Source organism: Bacillus oleivorans (genome assembly GCF_900207585.1).
Classification (GTDB): domain Bacteria; phylum Bacillota; class Bacilli; order Bacillales; family JC228; genus Bacillus_BF; species Bacillus_BF oleivorans.
On sequence record NZ_OAOP01000007.1, the window covers coordinates 188,951 to 207,733 of the forward strand.

Annotated in this window: 17 protein-coding genes; all 17 read left to right on the plus strand. The window is 40.0% G+C overall.

What is annotated here, in order from left to right:
- Window positions 1-37: 37 nt before the first annotated feature.
- The 17 genes from CRO56_RS15895 (at window position 38) to CRO56_RS15975 (ending at window position 18,778) form a co-directional block, all read left to right on the plus strand.
- Window positions 38-799 carry a FliA/WhiG family RNA polymerase sigma factor gene (locus CRO56_RS15895; protein WP_097159613.1) on the plus strand — a complete coding sequence of 254 codons (762 nt, stop codon included), beginning with the start codon at window positions 38-40 and terminating at the stop codon, window positions 797-799.
- Window positions 800-804: 5 nt separating this feature from the next.
- Window positions 805-1,116, plus strand: a complete 312-nt coding sequence (locus tag CRO56_RS15900; RefSeq protein ID WP_097159614.1) for a hypothetical protein — start codon at window positions 805-807, stop codon at window positions 1,114-1,116.
- Between the two features lie 14 nt (window positions 1,117-1,130).
- Entirely contained in the window at window positions 1,131-1,712 is a 582-nt protein-coding gene (locus tag CRO56_RS15905; protein ID WP_097159615.1) for a hypothetical protein, read from the plus strand.
- Between the two features lie 159 nt (window positions 1,713-1,871).
- Window positions 1,872-2,588, plus strand: coding sequence for a 30S ribosomal protein S2 (gene rpsB, locus CRO56_RS15910; protein ID WP_097159616.1), 717 nt, complete (start codon window positions 1,872-1,874; stop codon window positions 2,586-2,588).
- A gap of 161 nt (window positions 2,589-2,749) precedes the next feature.
- On the plus strand, window positions 2,750-3,631 hold the full coding sequence (tsf, locus tag CRO56_RS15915; protein ID WP_097159617.1) for a translation elongation factor Ts: 882 nt from the start codon (window positions 2,750-2,752) through the stop codon (window positions 3,629-3,631).
- Between the two features lie 374 nt (window positions 3,632-4,005).
- A complete protein-coding gene (pyrH, locus tag CRO56_RS15920) occupies window positions 4,006-4,728 on the plus strand; it encodes a UMP kinase (RefSeq protein ID WP_097159618.1) in 723 nt (240 codons plus the stop codon).
- 1 nt (window position 4,729) lies between these two features.
- On the plus strand, window positions 4,730-5,287 hold the full coding sequence (frr, locus tag CRO56_RS15925) for a ribosome recycling factor (protein WP_097159619.1): 558 nt from the start codon (window positions 4,730-4,732) through the stop codon (window positions 5,285-5,287).
- A gap of 283 nt (window positions 5,288-5,570) precedes the next feature.
- Window positions 5,571-6,347: an undecaprenyl pyrophosphate synthase gene (locus CRO56_RS15930; RefSeq protein ID WP_097159620.1), complete on the plus strand. Its 777-nt coding sequence runs from the start codon at window positions 5,571-5,573 to the stop codon at window positions 6,345-6,347.
- Between the two features lie 15 nt (window positions 6,348-6,362).
- Window positions 6,363-7,151, plus strand: coding sequence for a phosphatidate cytidylyltransferase (locus CRO56_RS15935; RefSeq protein WP_097159621.1), 789 nt, complete (start codon window positions 6,363-6,365; stop codon window positions 7,149-7,151).
- Between the two features lie 37 nt (window positions 7,152-7,188).
- Window positions 7,189-8,340 (plus strand): 1-deoxy-D-xylulose-5-phosphate reductoisomerase, encoded by a 1,152-nt coding sequence (gene dxr, locus CRO56_RS15940; RefSeq protein ID WP_097159622.1) that lies wholly within the window; start codon window positions 7,189-7,191, stop codon window positions 8,338-8,340.
- Between the two features lie 32 nt (window positions 8,341-8,372).
- Window positions 8,373-9,635 (plus strand): RIP metalloprotease RseP, encoded by a 1,263-nt coding sequence (rseP, locus tag CRO56_RS15945; RefSeq protein ID WP_097159623.1) that lies wholly within the window; start codon window positions 8,373-8,375, stop codon window positions 9,633-9,635.
- 282 nt (window positions 9,636-9,917) lie between these two features.
- Complete coding sequence (locus CRO56_RS15950) at window positions 9,918-11,618, plus strand: proline--tRNA ligase (RefSeq protein WP_097159624.1); 1,701 nt, start codon at window positions 9,918-9,920, stop codon at window positions 11,616-11,618.
- A 308-nt stretch (window positions 11,619-11,926) separates the two neighbouring features.
- Window positions 11,927-16,246 (plus strand): PolC-type DNA polymerase III, encoded by a 4,320-nt coding sequence (locus CRO56_RS15955; protein ID WP_097159625.1) that lies wholly within the window; start codon window positions 11,927-11,929, stop codon window positions 16,244-16,246.
- 247 nt (window positions 16,247-16,493) lie between these two features.
- A complete protein-coding gene (rimP, locus tag CRO56_RS15960) occupies window positions 16,494-16,964 on the plus strand; it encodes a ribosome maturation factor RimP (protein ID WP_179714300.1) in 471 nt (156 codons plus the stop codon).
- Window positions 16,965-17,036: 72 nt separating this feature from the next.
- Complete coding sequence (nusA, locus tag CRO56_RS15965) at window positions 17,037-18,167, plus strand: transcription termination factor NusA (RefSeq protein ID WP_097159627.1); 1,131 nt, start codon at window positions 17,037-17,039, stop codon at window positions 18,165-18,167.
- A gap of 22 nt (window positions 18,168-18,189) precedes the next feature.
- Window positions 18,190-18,462, plus strand: coding sequence for an RNase P modulator RnpM (gene rnpM, locus CRO56_RS15970; RefSeq protein ID WP_097159628.1), 273 nt, complete (start codon window positions 18,190-18,192; stop codon window positions 18,460-18,462).
- A gap of 7 nt (window positions 18,463-18,469) precedes the next feature.
- Complete coding sequence (locus tag CRO56_RS15975) at window positions 18,470-18,778, plus strand: YlxQ family RNA-binding protein (protein ID WP_097159629.1); 309 nt, start codon at window positions 18,470-18,472, stop codon at window positions 18,776-18,778.
- The last annotated feature ends 5 nt before the right edge of the window (window positions 18,779-18,783 follow it).

Here is an 18,783-nt window from a genome sequence, read left to right on the forward strand (position 1 = left end):
CAAGCTTTGAAGATCTAAAAGGACAAGGAGGTTCAACATGGCACACGCATTAACAGATGATGAAAAGTTATTATGGCAAAAATGGTCGGAAGCCCGTGATCAGGAAGCGGGTAATACTTTAATTCATAGATATATGCCACTTGTCCATTTCCATGTTCAGCGTATTTCTGCTGGTCTGCCTAAAAATGTCGGGAAGGACGATCTCATAAGTTTGGGCATGATGGGGTTATTTGATGCAGTCGAACGATTTGACCCAAATCGTGATTTAAAATTTGACACTTATGCATCCTTTCGAATCAGAGGGGCTATTATTGATGGTCTGAGAAAAGAAGATTGGCTTCCCAGAAGTACAAGAGACCGGGCAAAGAAAGTAGAAGCTGCTTCAGAAAAGCTGATGCAAAAGTATTTCAGGCAGGCAACGGCAGCTGAAATTGCAAAAGAATTGGAAACAACAGAAGAAGATGTGTATAAAACAATGACTGAATATTTCTATGCTTCCGTTTTATCCATCGATGATCATTCCTATGATAGTGAACAATCCGATCATCCATTGTATGTAAAAGATGAACAAACTCCGACTCCAGAAGAATCTATTACGTTTGACGAAAAGATCTGTGAGCTGGCTAATGGAATTAAGGAACTGTCTGAAAAAGAACAATTAGTCCTTTCTCTCTTTTATCAAGAGGAATTAACCCTAACGGAAATTGGGCAAGTGATGAAACTTTCTACATCGAGAATTTCACAAATACATGCAAAAGCACTGTATAAATTGAAAGAATATTTAAAGATGTGGATGTGACACTTTTGGATATGAAGTCCATTGATTTACAAATTGCGATTCCAAGAACACAAGACTTAGGGAAACTGCAAAGTGAAGCAATGCAGCGCAATCTCGTGCAACATGATGTGAATAATGAACTTATACATAAGGAAGACAGACAGAAACAACAGACCGTTGTGAAACAGGAACAAAAAGGGTCCGTTCAAAATCAAAAAAAGGAATCATCCTCCCAGGATCAAAATCAACATCCCAAAAAACAAAAAAGCAATAATCAAAAGGAAAAAAGCCAGATGAAACACCCTTATAAAGGGAAAATCATCGATTATAGCTCGTAAAAAGGAATGAAAAAATGACTGCTTTCTTTTTAACCATTAGCATATTTTTAAATATACTATGCCTGCTAGCCCTTGTTATCTTATTTCAAAGACAGCATCGATTGCAAGATCTTGATAGGAAACAGCAGCATGCCTTACAAGAAATGGAGGATGTACTATCGTCCTTCCTCTATGAAATTAAGGAGGAGAACGAAAAGCTGCAGGGTTTGCTTGGAAAAAAAACACTTTCAGGAGAGGAAGCATCCATCTACAAACCGGATTTACCAGCTATTCAAGAGGAAAGAACAGCGGATGAAAGAGGTAAAGACGACTTTCCCGAACCAATCGTATCTCTATCCAAGAATAATATTCAGCTTGACCAAGTCCGGAAAGCATATAAAGAAACGGAAACGGTCGCTAAAAGCACGGAAGAGCTTCCTCCATGGTTAAAGCTTGAAGGTCAGCCTCTTCAAACTGAAACAGGCTCTGCGGAAAGTCTTAAAGAACAGATCATCTCCCTCTGGAAAGAGGGGCATACGATTGAAGCAATTGCCAAAAAAGTAGATAAAGGAAAAACAGAGGTTGAACTGACATTAAAATTTTATGGGATTCTATGAATCATGCTTGAATGTAATCTTTTATTGTGCTATAGTAACTTTTGGTGTGATTACACACGCTCTTTGATTTAAGAAACGGTGCTATTACACTTTCGTGAAATAGTTTTTCTTAAAAATGACAGGAGCGGAGGAAGAAAAACCAAATTAGGAGGAAAACACATGTCTGTCATTTCTATGAAGCAACTTCTAGAAGCAGGTGTACACTTTGGACACCAAACTCGCCGTTGGAACCCAAAAATGAAGAAATATATCTTCACTGAGCGTAACGGCATTTACATCATTGACCTTCAAAAAACTGTCAAAAAGGTTGAAGATGCTTATAACTATGTTAAGGAATTAGCTGCAGGTGGCGGTAACATTCTTTTCGTAGGAACTAAAAAACAAGCACAAGAATCAGTTAAGGAAGAAGCAGAACGTTCTGGCATGTACTATGTAAACCAACGCTGGTTGGGTGGTACATTGACAAACTTCGAAACGATTCAAAAACGTATTGCTCGTCTAAAAGCTATTGAAAAAATGGCTGAGGATGGAACTTTTGATGTACTTCCTAAAAAAGAAGTGGTTCAATTAAGAAAAGAACAAGATCGTCTTGAGAAGTTTTTAGGCGGTATTAAAGAAATGAAAACTTTACCAGATGCTCTTTTCGTTATTGATCCTCGTAAAGAAAGAATCGCAGTGGCTGAAGCACATAAATTAAATATTCCAATTATCGGAATTGTTGATACAAACTGTGATCCAGATGAAATTGATGTTGTTATTCCTGCGAATGATGACGCAATTCGTGCTGTAAAACTTCTTACATCTAAAATGGCTGATGCTATTCTAGAAGCTAAGCAAGGCGAAGAAACAACAGCTGCTACTACTGCACAAGTGTAAGCAGAAGACTAATAATATGAAAGGTGATAAGATAACATTCCTTATCACCTTTTTTTAAGAATCATTTCCTAAAAAGTACAAATACTGAGAAAAGCGTAAGCGCCCGTTTATATTTATTAAATCTTCAAAGTACATAATTTTTTATAAGGAGGACTCTCGTAATGGCAATTACTGCGCAAATGGTTAAAGAATTACGTGAAAAAACAGGTGCCGGCATGATGGATTGCAAAAAGGCACTACAAGAAACAGATGGGGATATGGACAAAGCAATTGATTTCCTTCGTGAAAAAGGAATTGCAAAAGCTGCTAAGAAAGCAGACCGTATCGCTGCTGAGGGAACCACTTATATTCTAGCTGAAGGAAACGCAGCTGTAATTTTAGAAGTTAACTCTGAAACAGACTTTGTTGCTAAGAATGAAGGTTTCCAAGTTCTAGTTAAAGATTTGGCAGAGTTTCTTCTTCAAAAGAAGCCTGCTACTGTTGAAGATGCCCTTGGACAAGAAATGGCAAATGGGACAAAGGTAGAAGAGTACATCAATTCAGCGATTGCTAAAATCGGTGAAAAATTAACATTACGCCGCTTTGAAATTAAAACAAAAGGCGATAACGATGCGTTTGGCGCGTACCTTCACATGGGTGGACGTATTGGTGTATTAACAGTCGTAACAGGATCTACAGATGAAGACGCTGCTAAAGATGTCGCTATGCATATTGCAGCTCTAAATCCAAAATACGTATCACGTGATCAAGTTTCCGCGGAAGAAGTGGCACATGAGCGTGAAGTATTAAAACAACAAGCTCTCAACGAAGGTAAACCTGAAAACATCGTTGAGAAAATGGTAGAAGGACGTCTAAGCAAATACTTCGAAGATATTTGCGCACTTGACCAGGCTTTCGTTAAAAACCCAGACCAAAAAGTACGTCAATTTTTAGAGTCTAAAGGGGCTGCACTTGAAAGCTTCGTTCGCTATGAAGTTGGGGAAGGTATTGAAAAGCGCCAAGACAACTTTGCTGAAGAAGTAATGAGCCAAGTTAAAAAATAAGCAATTCCATAATCCTGAGGGGCAAACCTAGAAAAAGTGTCTGCCCCTCTCTCTTAAGAATAGAATGGAAATGAGTCTATTTTTAAGAGAGGGGAAAAGGCCATTATGGGATTGCCCCTATTTTTACACTTTAAGAAAGATAAATTGGCAGCAATGAAGATAAGCCGACGCAGTGTCCAATTTTAGGAATAAAGTACGATGGGGAGGATGCCCCAGTCAATCTATACATTAGGACGTGGCACCTCGCACGTGATATGTGTAACTAGGCAATCGCCTGCGCCTATCGGTTTGTCGCTAGCCAAGTTTTCTTTAACAAGTTACGGAATGTGCCAACCCATTGCGCATTTCTATTAACTACATAATCGGAGGTTCATATGAGCAATCCAAAATATAAGCGCATCGTTTTAAAATTAAGCGGGGAAGCTCTTGCGGGCGGGCAAGGCTTCGGTATTAACCCAACTGTTATTAAATCTATTGCAGATCAAGTCAAAGAATTAGCGAACCTTGGAGTAGAAGTTGCAGTTGTTGTAGGCGGCGGCAATATCTGGCGCGGCAAAGTCGGAAGCGAAATGGGAATGGACCGTGCAACTGCAGATTATATGGGGATGCTCGCTACCGTTATGAATTCTCTTGCTCTCCAAGATAGCCTAGAACAAATTGGGGTTGAAACAAGAGTTCAAACTTCTATAGATATGAGACAAGTGGCTGAACCATATATTAGAAGACGGGCTATCCGGCATTTAGAAAAGAAAAGGGTTGTCATTTTTGCTGCAGGTACGGGGAATCCGTATTTTTCAACAGATACAACCGCTGCCCTGCGTGCAGCTGAAATTGAAGCTGATGTCATTTTGATGGCAAAGAACAACGTAGATGGTGTTTATTCCGCTGACCCGAAAGTGAACAAGGATGCCAAAAAATATGATGAATTATCTTATTTAGATGTGCTTAAAGAAGGATTAACAGTCATGGATTCCACAGCTTCTTCGCTTTGTATGGATAATGATATCCCACTCATTGTCTTCTCCATCATGGAAAGTGGAAATATTAAACGAGCCGTTATGGGTGAATCTATTGGAACGATTGTAAGGGGGAAATAACATGGCAAAACAAGTAATGGAATCGACGAAGGATCGAATGAACAAGGCGATTCAGGCTTTTTCAAAGGAATTAGCCAGTATAAGAGCCGGACGTGCAAGTGCTTCTATTTTAGACCGGGTAACGGTTGATTATTATGGGGCTCCGACTCCTGTCAACCAATTGGCATCTGTCACAGTACCTGAAGCCCGGTTGCTTGTGATTCAGCCTTATGACAAATCAATTTTAGGCGATATTGAAAAAGCTATTTTAAAATCAGATATCGGTTTGACACCTTCTAATGACGGAAGCATCATTCGGCTTACGGTACCTCCATTAACAGAGGAACGCAGAAAAGAATTAGTTAAGGTTGTTAAGAAGGAAGCGGAAGATGCAAAAGTAGCCGTTCGCAACATCCGTCGTGATGCAAATGATGAATTGAAAAAACTTCAAAAAAATGGCGAATTAACTGAAGATGATCTTCACAGGCTTAGCGATGATGTGCAAAAGCTCACAGATGAGCAAATTGCCAAAATTGACTCTCTCGCGAAGGATAAAGAAAAACAAATTATGGAAGTGTAAAAGGGAGGGTTACCCTCTCTTTTTTATACGAACTGTAAAGCAATTGAAAGGAAGGACTAAAGGTTCTTCAGATATTTTTCTGTCCAAAAGCTCGCCTGCACCGGCGAGTTTTATTTATTTTTAAAGCAGTGATATGATGGGAACTAAGCTTTTATTTTTATACATAACATAAATATGAAGAAAAATATGTCAATTTTTGATATAATCATGCAAGAAATCAATTTGATTCCGAGAATCAAGTTGGATGTTGGGTACTCTTATAGGGGACAAAGGAGGACTTTTTATGCTTCACAAGCTAGGCTTTAAGAAGCATTCCAAAAAATTGGATGCTCAAGAACAACGTGAGCAAGAGGCAATTAAACATCCCATTCCCAAACATGTAGCGATTATCATGGACGGAAATGGGAGATGGGCGAAAAAACGAGCATTGCCTAGAGTAGCCGGGCATCATGAAGGGATGAAAGTAGTCAAAAAAATCACAAAGCTGGCCAATCGTTTAGGTGTTCAAGCCCTGACTGTTTATGCCTTCTCAACAGAGAACTGGAAACGTCCCAAAAGTGAAGTAGATTACTTAATGAAGCTTCCTGAAGAATTTTTAGATACTTATCTGCCTGAGCTCGTCGAAGAAAATGTCCAAGTACGAATGATCGGATATATGGATTCAATTCCTGAACATACAAAACGTGCTGTCAAAAAAGCGATGGAAGATACGAAGGGCAATACCGGGATGATTTTAAACTTTGCTTTAAATTATGGGGGAAGAGCTGAAATCCTAGATGCCGTGAAGCAAGTCTTAAATGATACGAAAAGTGGTATACTGAAGGAAGATGAAATAACCGAAGATATCTTTTCTAAATATTTAATGACAGGCACATTGGATGACCCGGATTTACTGATTCGGACAAGCGGCGAAATTCGATTAAGCAATTTCATGCTTTGGCAGCTGGCCTATACCGAATTCTGGTTCACAGATGTATTATGGCCTGATTTTTCAGAAGATCATTTTATGGAAGCTGTTGAAGCTTATCAGAAACGCTCCCGCCGTTTCGGGGGCGTATAATGTGAGGAAGATTTTATGAAGCAAAGAATCATAACAGCCATCATCGCAGGGGCTATCTTTTTACCCATTGTTTTTTATGGGAATGAACTATTAACGATTGCAACATACATACTGGCAACCATAGGTTTGCATGAATTATTAAGGATGAGAAAGCAGTCTTTACGATCAGTTCCAGGGCTGCTCTCTGTCTTTATGTTATGGGTTTTCCTGCTGCCTGCTGAACAGACAGCATGGCTTGAGGATACGCTGTTCTCAAAAATGGAATTAGTGTTTTTGATTGTTCTTTTATTTTTGACTTATACGGTTATAACCAAAAATAAAGTTACATTTGATGATGTATCATTTTCTATCCTCTCTACCTTGTACGTAGGGATCGGGTTTTACTTTTTAATAGTAACCAGGGAAGAGGGGCTTTACTTTATTTTATATTCACTGTTCATTATTTGGACAACCGATTCAGGGGCTTATTTTATCGGAAAAGCCTATGGCAAAAGAAAGCTATGGCCGGAAATCAGTCCAAATAAAACAGTCGAAGGTTCAATCGGCGGGGTGGTTTGTGCCATCATTACCGCGATTGTCTTTTTCCTGGTATACCCTGCAATTACAGATAATCTTGTTATATATGTAATCGGTACAATTGTATTGTCCGTATTTGGCCAAATAGGCGATTTAGTAGAGTCTGCCTTAAAACGATATTATAATGTAAAAGATTCAGGGGATATTCTGCCTGGACACGGAGGAATTTTAGATCGGTTTGACAGCTTATTATTTGTCCTGCCGTTACTTAATTTTATCCTGATATAGGGAATGTAATTTGCAAGCAGGGAGTTGACCGTTTGTTTTGAAATCCATTAACTTGTTAGGTGCAAGTGGTTCGATTGGAACCCAAACATTAGATGTTATTCGGGAGCATCCTACCGAATTTGCTTTAAACGCGTTTGCTGTAGGGAAAAATATCGAAGCTGCCCATCAAATCATTCAGGAATTTCACCCAAAAGCGGTGTCGGTTTCTAAAAAAATTGATGCAGAGCAGTTAAAAAGAGAATATCCAAGCATAAAATGTACATATGGGGACGAAGGGTTAATAGAAATCGCAACGGACCCAGGCGGAGATCTTGTATTAAATGCTGTAACCGGAAGTTTAGGCCTAAAGCCGACTCTAGAAGCTATTAAATTAGGGAAAACGATAGCAATTGCAAACAAGGAAACCCTCGTAACAGCTGGGCATATCGTTATAGAAGAGGCAAAAAAGTACGGAGCTGATCTTCTTCCGGTTGATAGTGAACATTCGGCGATTTTCCAGTGTCTTCAGGGAGAAAACAAGAAAAATATAGACAAACTGATTATCACTGCTTCAGGGGGGAGCTTCCGTGACCGTACACGTGAAGAATTAAAAGGGGTTACAGTTGAACAAGCCCTAAACCATCCGAACTGGTCGATGGGAGCAAAAGTAACGATTGATTCAGCTACGATGATGAATAAAGGCTTAGAGGTGATTGAAGCGCACTGGCTCTTTGGAATTCCTTACGAGCAGATCGAAGTACTCCTGCATAAGGAAAGTATTATTCACTCGATGATCGAGTTCCACGATTCTAGTGTAATTGCTCAGTTAGGCACACCAGATATGAGAGTCCCGATTCAGTATGCTTTATCTTATCCGGATCGCCTTCCTTTATCAAAAGCAAAAAGATTAAATCTCGCAAACGTGGGGAAACTTCATTTTCAGACTATGGATTTAGACAGATTTAAAGCTTTGAAATTTGCTTTTGAGGCAGGGAAGACAGGGGGATCGATGACAACGGTTTTAAATGCAGCCAATGAAATAGCGGTGCAAGCCTTTTTAGATAGACAAATAACATTTTTAGAAATTGATGACCTTGTTGAAAAAGCGTTATTGAATCATAACCCCATCTCTCATCCAGATTTAGATACGATCTTGCAGATAGATAAAGAAACAAGAGAATGGGTCAGGTCTTTATTGCCCCACAGATAAGAAGTGACACTTAAACAAAGGTGGTTTTTTTATTGGATACTGTGATAGCCTTTATTCTTATATTTGGTTCACTCGTATTTTTCCATGAATTAGGGCATTTTGTTTTTGCAAAACGAGCCGGAATCTTATGTAGAGAATTCGCAATCGGTTTTGGTCCAAAAATTTTATCCTTCAAAAAAGGGGAAACCCTTTATACAATCCGCTTACTGCCGATTGGCGGTTATGTGAGGATGGCTGGAGAAGACCCAGAGGTTGTCGAAATAAAAGCTGGCTATCGCGTTGGATTGCAATTGAATGAAAAGGAAGAAGTTATCAAAATTATTCTGAATAAGAAGGATCAATACGAAAACATTCGTTTAATGGAAGTGGAACAGGTTGAACTTGAACATGACCTCTTTATTGAGGGATACGTTGAAGATGAGGATGAAGATGTAAGAGTAAGATATCCGATTCATCCAAGTGCAATTATGGTTGAAGATGACCAGGAAACAATGATCGCACCTTATAATCGACAATTTGCTTCCAAAACATTAGGTCAGCGTGCTATGACAATTTTTGCCGGTCCTATGATGAACTTTATCCTCGCATTTGTAATCTTTATCATTATTGGTTTTCTCCAAGGGGTTCCGATTGAGGATCCGGTATTAGGAGAAATTACCGAAGACGGCGCTGCGAAAGAGGCTGGCCTGCGCGAAGGAGACGTTGTCCAATCGATTGACGGGGCAGAAGTGACCAATTGGACCGATATTATTGAAATTGTCCGAGATCATCCGGGTGAAGAAGTGACCTTTTCGATTGTCCGTGACGGAGAGATAATTGAACTGACTGTAGTCCCTCATGTGTTAGAGGAAAATGATCAGGAATATGGGCAAATCGGGGTTTATCGGCCATTTGAAAAAAATCCGTTATCCGTTGCAGAGTATGGTGTAACCGAAACGTATTTTTGGACAAAGCAAATAATATATATTTTAGGGAAAATGGTGACCGGTAATTTTTCCATTGAAATGCTGTCTGGCCCAGTAGGAATATACAAAAGTACTGAAGAAGTAGCCAATGCAGGGATTTACAATTTAATGAAATGGACCGCCCTGTTAAGCATCAATTTAGGAATCATGAATCTCTTGCCGATTCCAGCTTTAGATGGAGGCAGGCTCTTATTCTTTGCGGTTGAATTGGTGCGCGGAAAACCAATAGACCGACAAAAAGAGGGAATTGTTCATTTTATTGGATTTGCCTTGCTGATGCTCCTTATGTTAGTTGTAACATGGAATGATATTCAGCGATTCTTCTTGTAAGAAACTTTGGCTGTTTTCTTAAAGGTTGTTGCTATTACAGATACATTTTTTATGAAATAGGCATCAAGCAGTTGACATACACGAAGACTCATTTCCACTGCCTCATATAAATAATAGATAGTAGCAGTGGAAAGTGGGAAAAACGAGCCAGGCGAGACCCTGGAGCGAGAAGACTCGCGGGTGGCCCTCGGAAAGCGAAGTGTATTTCAACTGCGGTTTTTTGCAACAAACATATAAAAAACAGCCTTCACTTTAAATGGGAATTTGGAGAGGTGCAATGAAATGAAGCAAAGTATGTCGCTTATACCTACACTAAAAGAAACACCAGCTGATGCTGAAATTAAAAGTCATATTTATTTATTAAGAGCAGGGTTCATGAGACAAAATGCCAGCGGCGTTTATAGCTTTCTGCCGCTTGGCAAGAGAGTGCTTGCCAAAATAGAAAATATTGTCCGTGAAGAAATGGACCGGGCGGGTGCTGCTGAAGTACTAATGTCGGCCTTACAGCCTGCTGAGCTTTGGCAAGAATCCGGAAGATGGTATTCTTACGGACCAGAATTAATGCGATTAAAGGATCGTCATGAACGTGATTTTGCTTTGGGAGCTACCCATGAGGAAATGATTACGACGCTAGTACGTGATGAAATTAAATCTTATAAGCGGCTGCCATTAACGGTTTATCAAATTCAGTCAAAATTTCGGGATGAAAAACGGCCTCGATTTGGTTTGTTGCGGGGAAGAGAATTTCTCATGAAGGATGCGTATTCCTTTCATGCTGAAGCTTCCAGTTTAGATGACACCTATGAAAGAATGAAGGATGCCTATTCTGCGATTTTTAGCCGCTGCGGTCTAAATTTCCGTGCGGTTCTTGCTGATAGTGGCGCGATTGGCGGAAAAGACAATCATGAATTTATGGTTCTTTCCGAAATTGGAGAGGATACAATCGCTTACTCAGATTCAAGTGATTTTGCAGCCAATATCGAAATGGCGCCTGTTATAGATCAATATGAAAAAAGCTATGAAGCACCTCTTGAGCTTGAGAAAAAGGAAACACCGAATCAAAAAACGATTGAAGAAGTCAGTCAATTTTTCCAGTTAGACGCTTCGAAATGCATTAAATCCTTGTTATTTAAAACAGGAGAAGAGTTTGTATTAGTACTGGTTCGCGGCGACCATGAAGTCAATGATGTGAAGCTCAATCATTTACTGGATGGTCAAGAGACTGAACTCGCGACCCCTGAAGAAGTGAAGGAGCTTCTAGGCACCTCAATCGGTTCTTTAGGTCCAATTGGAGTCAAACAAGTAAAGATAATCGCCGATCATGCGGTTAAATATATCGTCAACGGTGTTTGCGGTGCCAATGAGGATGGCTACCACTTTATTAATGTGAATCCTGAACGTGATTTTTCCGAGACCGAATATCAAGATATCCGTCTGATTCAAGAAGGTGATCCTTCCCCTGATTCATTAGGAACAATCAAGTTTGCCAAAGGAATTGAAGTTGGACATGTCTTTAAGCTAGGAACGATTTACAGTGAAAAATTGAATGCCGCTTTCCTAGACGAAAATGGAAAATCGAAGCCAATGATAATGGGTTGCTATGGAATAGGCGTTTCCCGATTAGTAGCTGCAATTGCGGAACAATTCTCTGACGAAAAAGGGCTTTTGTGGCCAGATGCGGTTGCACCATATCAAATTCATTTAATCGCAGTAAATCCTAAGGAAGAAGCCCAAAGCCGATTGGCCGATGAACTATACAGTCAATTACAATCATTAGGCTATGAGGTCTTGTATGATGACAGACAGGAAAGACCTGGAGTCAAGTTTGCAGATTCAGATTTATTCGGGATTCCGGTCCGATTAACAGTAGGAAAACAAGCTAGCGACGGTATTATTGAGTGGAAAGAGAGAAAAAATGGTGAGATGAAAGAAGTTAAGGTTGAAGCTCTCACCGAAGAATTAGCGAGCCGGTTTAAAAAATAATAAAGCTAAAGCCAGCACCCTGTTGCTGGCTTTTCTTTTTACTTTAGGCTGTTTTCGCAAAGATTGTTGCTACCCGAATATATTTTTTTAACTGAAATGGAACGGACGTGTTTGGCTCCATTAAAAAACAACAAAGTTTTCGAAAACAGCCTTACTTTATAAGTGAAAATTTTTTATTTAAAAGGGGAACCCTTTTACATCGCATGATGCCCCTTCATTCAGCAGATTTTCAGTAAGATTGATAGAAGAACAGACTTAGAACGTGTGATATAATGTCGAAAGAACATAGAAATAAGAGGTGGAAAGAAATGAGTGATCACCTTCCAGAACAAAAGCAGCATTTTCAAATTCTATTAGATCAGCTAAAGCTGGTGGATGACGCTACTGTTTTAGCATTTAAGGATGCAAAAATCATAAAGCTTGAAATCGAGCGATCAAAAAAAATATGGCATTTTTCGTTTCATTTTACTTCGGTTATTCCAAGTACACTCTTCCAGCTATTCATTTCAAAGCTAAGAGATACTTTTTCCCATATAGCGAAAATATCATTTGCCATTTCCACGGATGACAAAGACGTTACCCGAGAGCAAATCATAGATTACTGGAAACTAGTCTTACAAGAATTGGAGGGAATCGCACCGCCAATCCTCCATCGTTTAACAGAGCAAGTACCTCAATTAAAAGGGAATAAGGTTCTGGTTTCAGTTGCAAACGATACAGAATTGCTAGCGTTAAAGCGTAAATATGGTGACATGATTAAAGAGGTATATGAAAGCTTTGGTTTTCCAAGCTTTGTCTTAGAGTTCCAGCTCAAAGAAGAATCTAACTCAAAGGAAGAATACGAGAAGTTTCTGATGGAAAAACAAAAAGAAGACGAACAGCGGGCATTGCTTGCGATGCAAGAACAACAAAAGCAGGCAGATCAGGCTAGTGATGATAAGCCGCAAGGTCCGATTACGATCGGGTATACCATAAAAAATGATGAAGAATTCAAGAAATTAATAGATATTGTCGATGAGGAAAGAAGAGTTGCAATCGAAGGCTACATATTTGATGCGGAAACAAAAGAGCTTAGGAGCGGGCGTACTTTACTAACGTTTAAAATAACTGATTATACAAGCTCATTAATGGTTAAAATGTTCTCGCGTGATAAGGAAGATGCTAGAATCTTAGAAATGATTCAGAAGGGGATGTGGGTCCGTGTCCGCGGCAGCATTCAAAATGATACATTTGTCCGGGATTTAGTGATGATTGCCAATGACATTAACGAGATTCCAACGCCAACTAGAGAAGATACTGTTCCAGAAGGGGAAAAACGGGTTGAATTGCATGCCCACTCGCCAATGAGTCAAATGGATGCTGTTTCAAGCATTTCATCACTCATTGCCCAGGCTAAAAAATGGGGACACAAAGCGATTGCAATCACAGACCATGCTGTGGCTCAATCGTTCCCGGAAGCCTTTAGTGCCTCGAAAAAACACGGGATTAAGGTTCTTTACGGGATTGAAGCTAATTTAATCGACGATGGTGTTCCGATCGCCTATAATCCAGACAAGCGTTTGCTGCAAGACGCTACGTATGTTGTTTTTGATGTTGAAACAACCGGTCTGTCAGCGGTTTATGACACAGTTATTGAATTAGCCGCTGTCAAAATGAGGGATGGAGAAATTATCGATCGCTTTGAATCATTTGCGAATCCTCATCACCCATTATCCGCAACAACGATTGACTTGACAGGAATTACGGATGAAATGGTGAAGGATGCGCCTGATCCAGAGGAAGTAATTGCGAGATTCAGAGAATGGGTAGCAGACGATATTTTAGTTGCGCATAATGCCTCATTTGATATGGGATTCTTAAATGTCGGCTATAAAAAGATTGGCTTCCCAAAAGCGGGGAATCCGGTTATTGATACACTAGAGCTAGCTCGTTTTTTATATCCGGAATTAAAAAATCACCGTCTGAATACTTTGGCGAAAAAATTTGACGTCGAACTGACTCAGCACCACCGGGCAATATATGATGCAGAAGCTACCGGTTATCTGCTTGCGAAAATGTTAAAAGATGCCCTTAATAAGGGAATTGAATATCATGATCAGCTTAATGATTTTATGGGGGAAGGTACGGCGTGGCAGCGTTCAAGACCGTCACATTGTACATTACTCGCGCAAAACGATGTGGGATTAAAGAATTTATTTAAATTGATCTCGATCTCGCATATGGATTACTTTTACCGTGTTCCAAGAATCCCGAGATCCGTTCTTGTTAATCACAGGGAAGGGATATTAGTAGGGTCCGGCTGTGATAAGGGAGAAGTTTTTGAAAGTTTAATGCAAAAGTCTCCTGAAGAAGCAGAAGAAACTGCGAAATTTTACGACTACATCGAGGTACACCCGAAAGAGGTTTACGAACATTTAATTGAGCTTGAACTGGTGAAGGATCAGACCGCTCTTGAAGACATTATCAAAAAATTGGTGACTATGGGTGACAGGTTAGGGGTCCCAGTTTGTGCCACTGGAAATGTGCATTACTTAAACCCAGAAGATCATATTTACCGTGAAATTTTAGTTCGCTCTCAAGGAGGAGCCAATCCGCTAAATCGGCATAAGCTTCCGAACGTTCATTTTAGAACAACGCAAGAAATGCTAGAATCCTTTGCTTTCCTTGGTTTGGAAAAAGCGAAAGAAATCGTAGTTCATAATCCGAATCAGATAGCGGATTTGATCGAAGAGATTAAGCCGATTAAAGATGACCTCTATACGCCTAAAATTGAAGGGGCTGACGAAGAGATTCGGCAAAAAAGCTATGAAATGGCGCGAAGCATTTATGGAGACGAGCTCCCTGAAATCGTCGAAGCCCGCTTAGAGAAAGAATTAAAAAGTATTATTGGCCATGGATTCGCCGTTATCTATTTAATCTCTCATAAACTTGTAAAAAAATCACTGAATGACGGATATCTGGTCGGTTCGCGGGGCTCGGTAGGTTCTTCATTAGTGGCAACGATGACAGAGATTACCGAAGTGAATCCACTTCCTCCGCATTATGTCTGTCCAAAATGTAAGCATTCTGTATTCTTTAATGACGGAAGTGTCGGTTCTGGTTTTGACTTGCCAGATAAAAACTGTCCAGAGTGCGGGGCATCCTATAAAAAAGATGGACATGATATTCCATTTGAAACCTTCCTAGGCTTTAAAGGAGATAAGGTTCCAGATATTGACTTGAACTTCTCCGGGGAATATCAGCCACGAGCCCATAACTACACAAAAGAATTATTTGGTGAGGATTATGTCTATCGGGCAGGAACAATCGGTACTGTCGCAGATAAGACAGCTTACGGGTATGTCAAAGGGTATATGAATGACAATAACCTGATGCTGCGAAATGCAGAAGTAGACCGATTAGCAAGAGGCTGTACAGGTGTAAAAAGAACTACTGGCCAACACCCTGGCGGAATCATTGTCGTACCGGATTATATGGACATTTACGACTTTTCGCCGATTCAATATCCTGCAGATGATCGAACATCTGAGTGGAGAACAACCCATTTTGATTTCCATTCAATCCATGATAATTTATTAAAGCTCGATATTCTCGGACACGATGATCCAACTGTAATCCGGATGCTGCAGGATTTAAGCGGAATTGATCCAAAGACAATTCCGACAGATGATCCCGAGGTTATGAAGATTTTCAGCGGAACTGAAACATTGGGAGTCACAGAAGAACAGATTATGTGTAAAACCGGAACACTCGGAATCCCTGAATTCGGGACACGTTTCGTCCGGCAAATGCTGGAAGATACAAAACCAACAACATTTTCTGAGCTTGTGCAAATTTCAGGTCTTTCCCATGGAACAGATGTATGGCTTGGCAATGCACAGGAGCTGATTCATAACGGTACATGTACGCTCAGTGAAGTAATCGGATGTCGTGATGATATTATGGTGTATTTAATTTACCAGGGCTTAGAACCATCACTTGCCTTTAAAATTATGGAATCGGTCCGTAAAGGAAAGGGGTTAACCCCTGAAATGGAAGAGGAAATGATTAAGCAAGACGTACCTGAATGGTATATCGATTCATGCAAAAAAATTAAATACATGTTCCCGAAAGCCCATGCCGCCGCATATGTATTGATGGCGGTACGGATAGCTTACTTTAAAGTGCATCATCCGCTTCTTTATTACGCAACTTACTTTACAGTACGGGCGGAAGATTTCGATATTGAGGCGATGGTAAGAGGCTCTAATGCTATTCGTGCCAAAATTGAAGAAATTCAAGCAAAAGGTCTTGATGCTTCGACAAAAGAAAAGAATCTATTGACGGTCCTTGAACTGGCATTAGAGATGTGTGAACGAGGCTTTTCTTTCCAAAAAGTTGATTTATACCGTTCGCATGCGAGTCAGTTTGTAATTGACGGTAATTCTCTCATTCCGCCATTTAATTCAATTCCTGGCCTTGGGACAAATGCCGCATTAAATATCGTTAAAGCGCGTGAAGATAGAGAGTTCTTATCTAAAGAGGACTTGCAGCAAAGAGGAAAGGTATCGAAAACCATTATGGAATATCTCGATAATCAAGGCTGTTTAGAAGCTCTCCCTGAGCAGAATCAGCTGTCGTTGTTTTAGGTCAGGCTTGCGGTAAATTTAACAATGCAGGTCTGCGAGAAGCCATTCAATTGGGCAGTCTTGCGTTAACTGCCTGTTTATGGTATATTTCAATTGGTAATACTACAGAAAACTTTCGGACCAAGAGTGGGGAAACCCACTCTTTCGTATTGTTGTAAGATTTTTCAGGAAAAATAACCTTACAAGATGTGTTTCATTGATCAAAGGATAAATGGAACAGCTGACATAAAAGTAAGGAGGGATCATGATGAGCAAGGTAACGGAAATTGTTGAAAGTTTAAGCTTACCCATTTTAGAACAATTACAGTTAGAGCTTGTTGATATTGAATACGTAAAGGAAGGTCCTAATTGGTTTCTTCGCCTATATGTGGATAAGGATACAGGTGTCGACATTGAAGAATGTGGTATTGTTAGTGAAAGGCTTAGCGAAAAATTGGATGAAGTCGATCCGATCACGCATCCATATTTTTTAGAAGTATCTTCACCTGGCGCCGAAAGGCCTTTGAAGAAGCCTGAACATTTTCAAAAGGCGATTGGTAAACATGTACATATCAAAACATATGAACCAATTGATAATGAAAAAGTGTTTGAAGGAAAACTCATATCCTTCGACGGTAATGAGTTAACTGTTGAATACAAGGTGAAAACGAGAGCGAAAACCGTAACCATTCCTCTTGAAAAAGTGGCCAAAGCAAGACTGGCGGTTACATTTTCGTAAATCTGGTCAGCCATTTCTTATTCTGACCTGAAAGAACTTACGATTTTCCAAATTTGAAGGGGGATGTATGTCATGAGCAGTGAATTGTTAGATGCGTTAACGCTGCTTGAAAAAGAAAAAGGAATTTCAAGAGATGTTATTGTTGAAGCCATAGAAGCTGCTTTAGTTTCAGCGTATCGAAGAAATTTCAACCAAGCTCAAAATGTTAGAGTTGATTTAAATCTAGAAAAAGGAACTATGCGTGTTTTTGCCAGAAAAGATGTCGTAGAAACCGTAGAAGATCCGCGTCTTGAAATCTCGCTGGAAGATGCAAAAGAACTTAGCCCTAATTATGAGGTTGGGGATGTCGTTGAATTAGAAGTAACGCCTCGAAATTTTGGAAGAATCGCTGCTCAAACAGCCAAACAAGTAGTGACCCAAAGAGTTCGAGAAGCAGAAAGAGGCATAATTTACTCTGAATTTGCTGACCGGGAAGAAGATATCATGACCGGGATTGTGCAAAGACAAGACGGAAAATTCACGTATGTCGCTCTTGGTAAAATTGAAGCCTTGCTTCCTTTTAGTGAACAAATGCCAAATGAGTCGTATGAACCTCATACACGAATGAAAGTATTTATTACAAAAGTTGAAAAGACCACGAAGGGGCCGCAAATTTTTGTATCAAGAACACACCCGGGTCTTTTAAAACGTTTGTTTGAGATTGAAGTTCCTGAAATTTTTGACGGGACGGTAGAAATTATGTCTGTGGCACGTGAAGCGGGAGACCGCTCTAAAATCTCGGTTCATGCAGATAATCCAGAAGTCGATCCTGTTGGAGCTTGCGTTGGACCTAAAGGATCACGTGTTCAAGCAATTGTAAACGAGTTAAAAGGCGAAAAAATTGATATTGTGAAATGGTCCGAAGATCCGGTAGAATTTGTTGCCAATGCGTTAAGTCCATCAAAAGTACTCGATGTCATTGTCGATGAAGATGAAAAAGCTACAACTGTGATTGTACCGGACTATCAGCTTTCTCTCGCGATAGGGAAACGCGGTCAAAATGCTAGATTAGCCGCAAAGCTAACAGGCTGGAAGATCGATATAAAAAGTGAAACAGATGCTAGAGAGTTAGGGATTTATCCGCGTGCAAATGCGAATGATTATGACTCAACTTACGAAGATAATGAATACGATGAATTTGATGATTTAATGGAAGATGAATAATCACATAAAGAGGTGAGTGGTGATGGCTGTCCAAAAAAAGATCCCTCTCAGAAAATGTGTAGCGACAGGTGAAATGAAGCCGAAGAAAGAGATGATCCGTGTCGTCCGGTCAAAAGAAGGATTGGTTGAAGTCGATCCAACCGGGAAAAAATCTGGCAGAGGTGCTTATCTTTCAAAAACTAGGATTGCGGTTGAAACCGCAAAAAAGAAAAATGTTCTCGCCCATCACCTAGAAGCAAACGTGCCAGATGAAGTGTACGAAGAACTCTTGAAATTTGTTGAAAAGGAGAGCTAGTCTCTTCATGACTCAAAACAATTGGATGTCCCTATTGGGACTTGCAAACCGTGCAAGAAAAGTAGTCTCAGGCGAAGAAAGTGTGATTCAGGAAGTAAGGAGAGGTAAAGCAAAGTTAGTCCTCTTAGCGAAAGACGCTTCCGCCAATACAATGAAAAAAGTGCTCGATAAATGTAAGTATTATCAAGTCCCAGTTTGTATGGTAGAAAGTCGCTACAAGTTAGGCCACTCCATCGGCAAGCCTGCACGGGTTATAGTATGTGTCACGGATGGGGGGTTTGCTAATAGTGTAAGGAGACTGCTTGAGGAAATTTAGCGGGG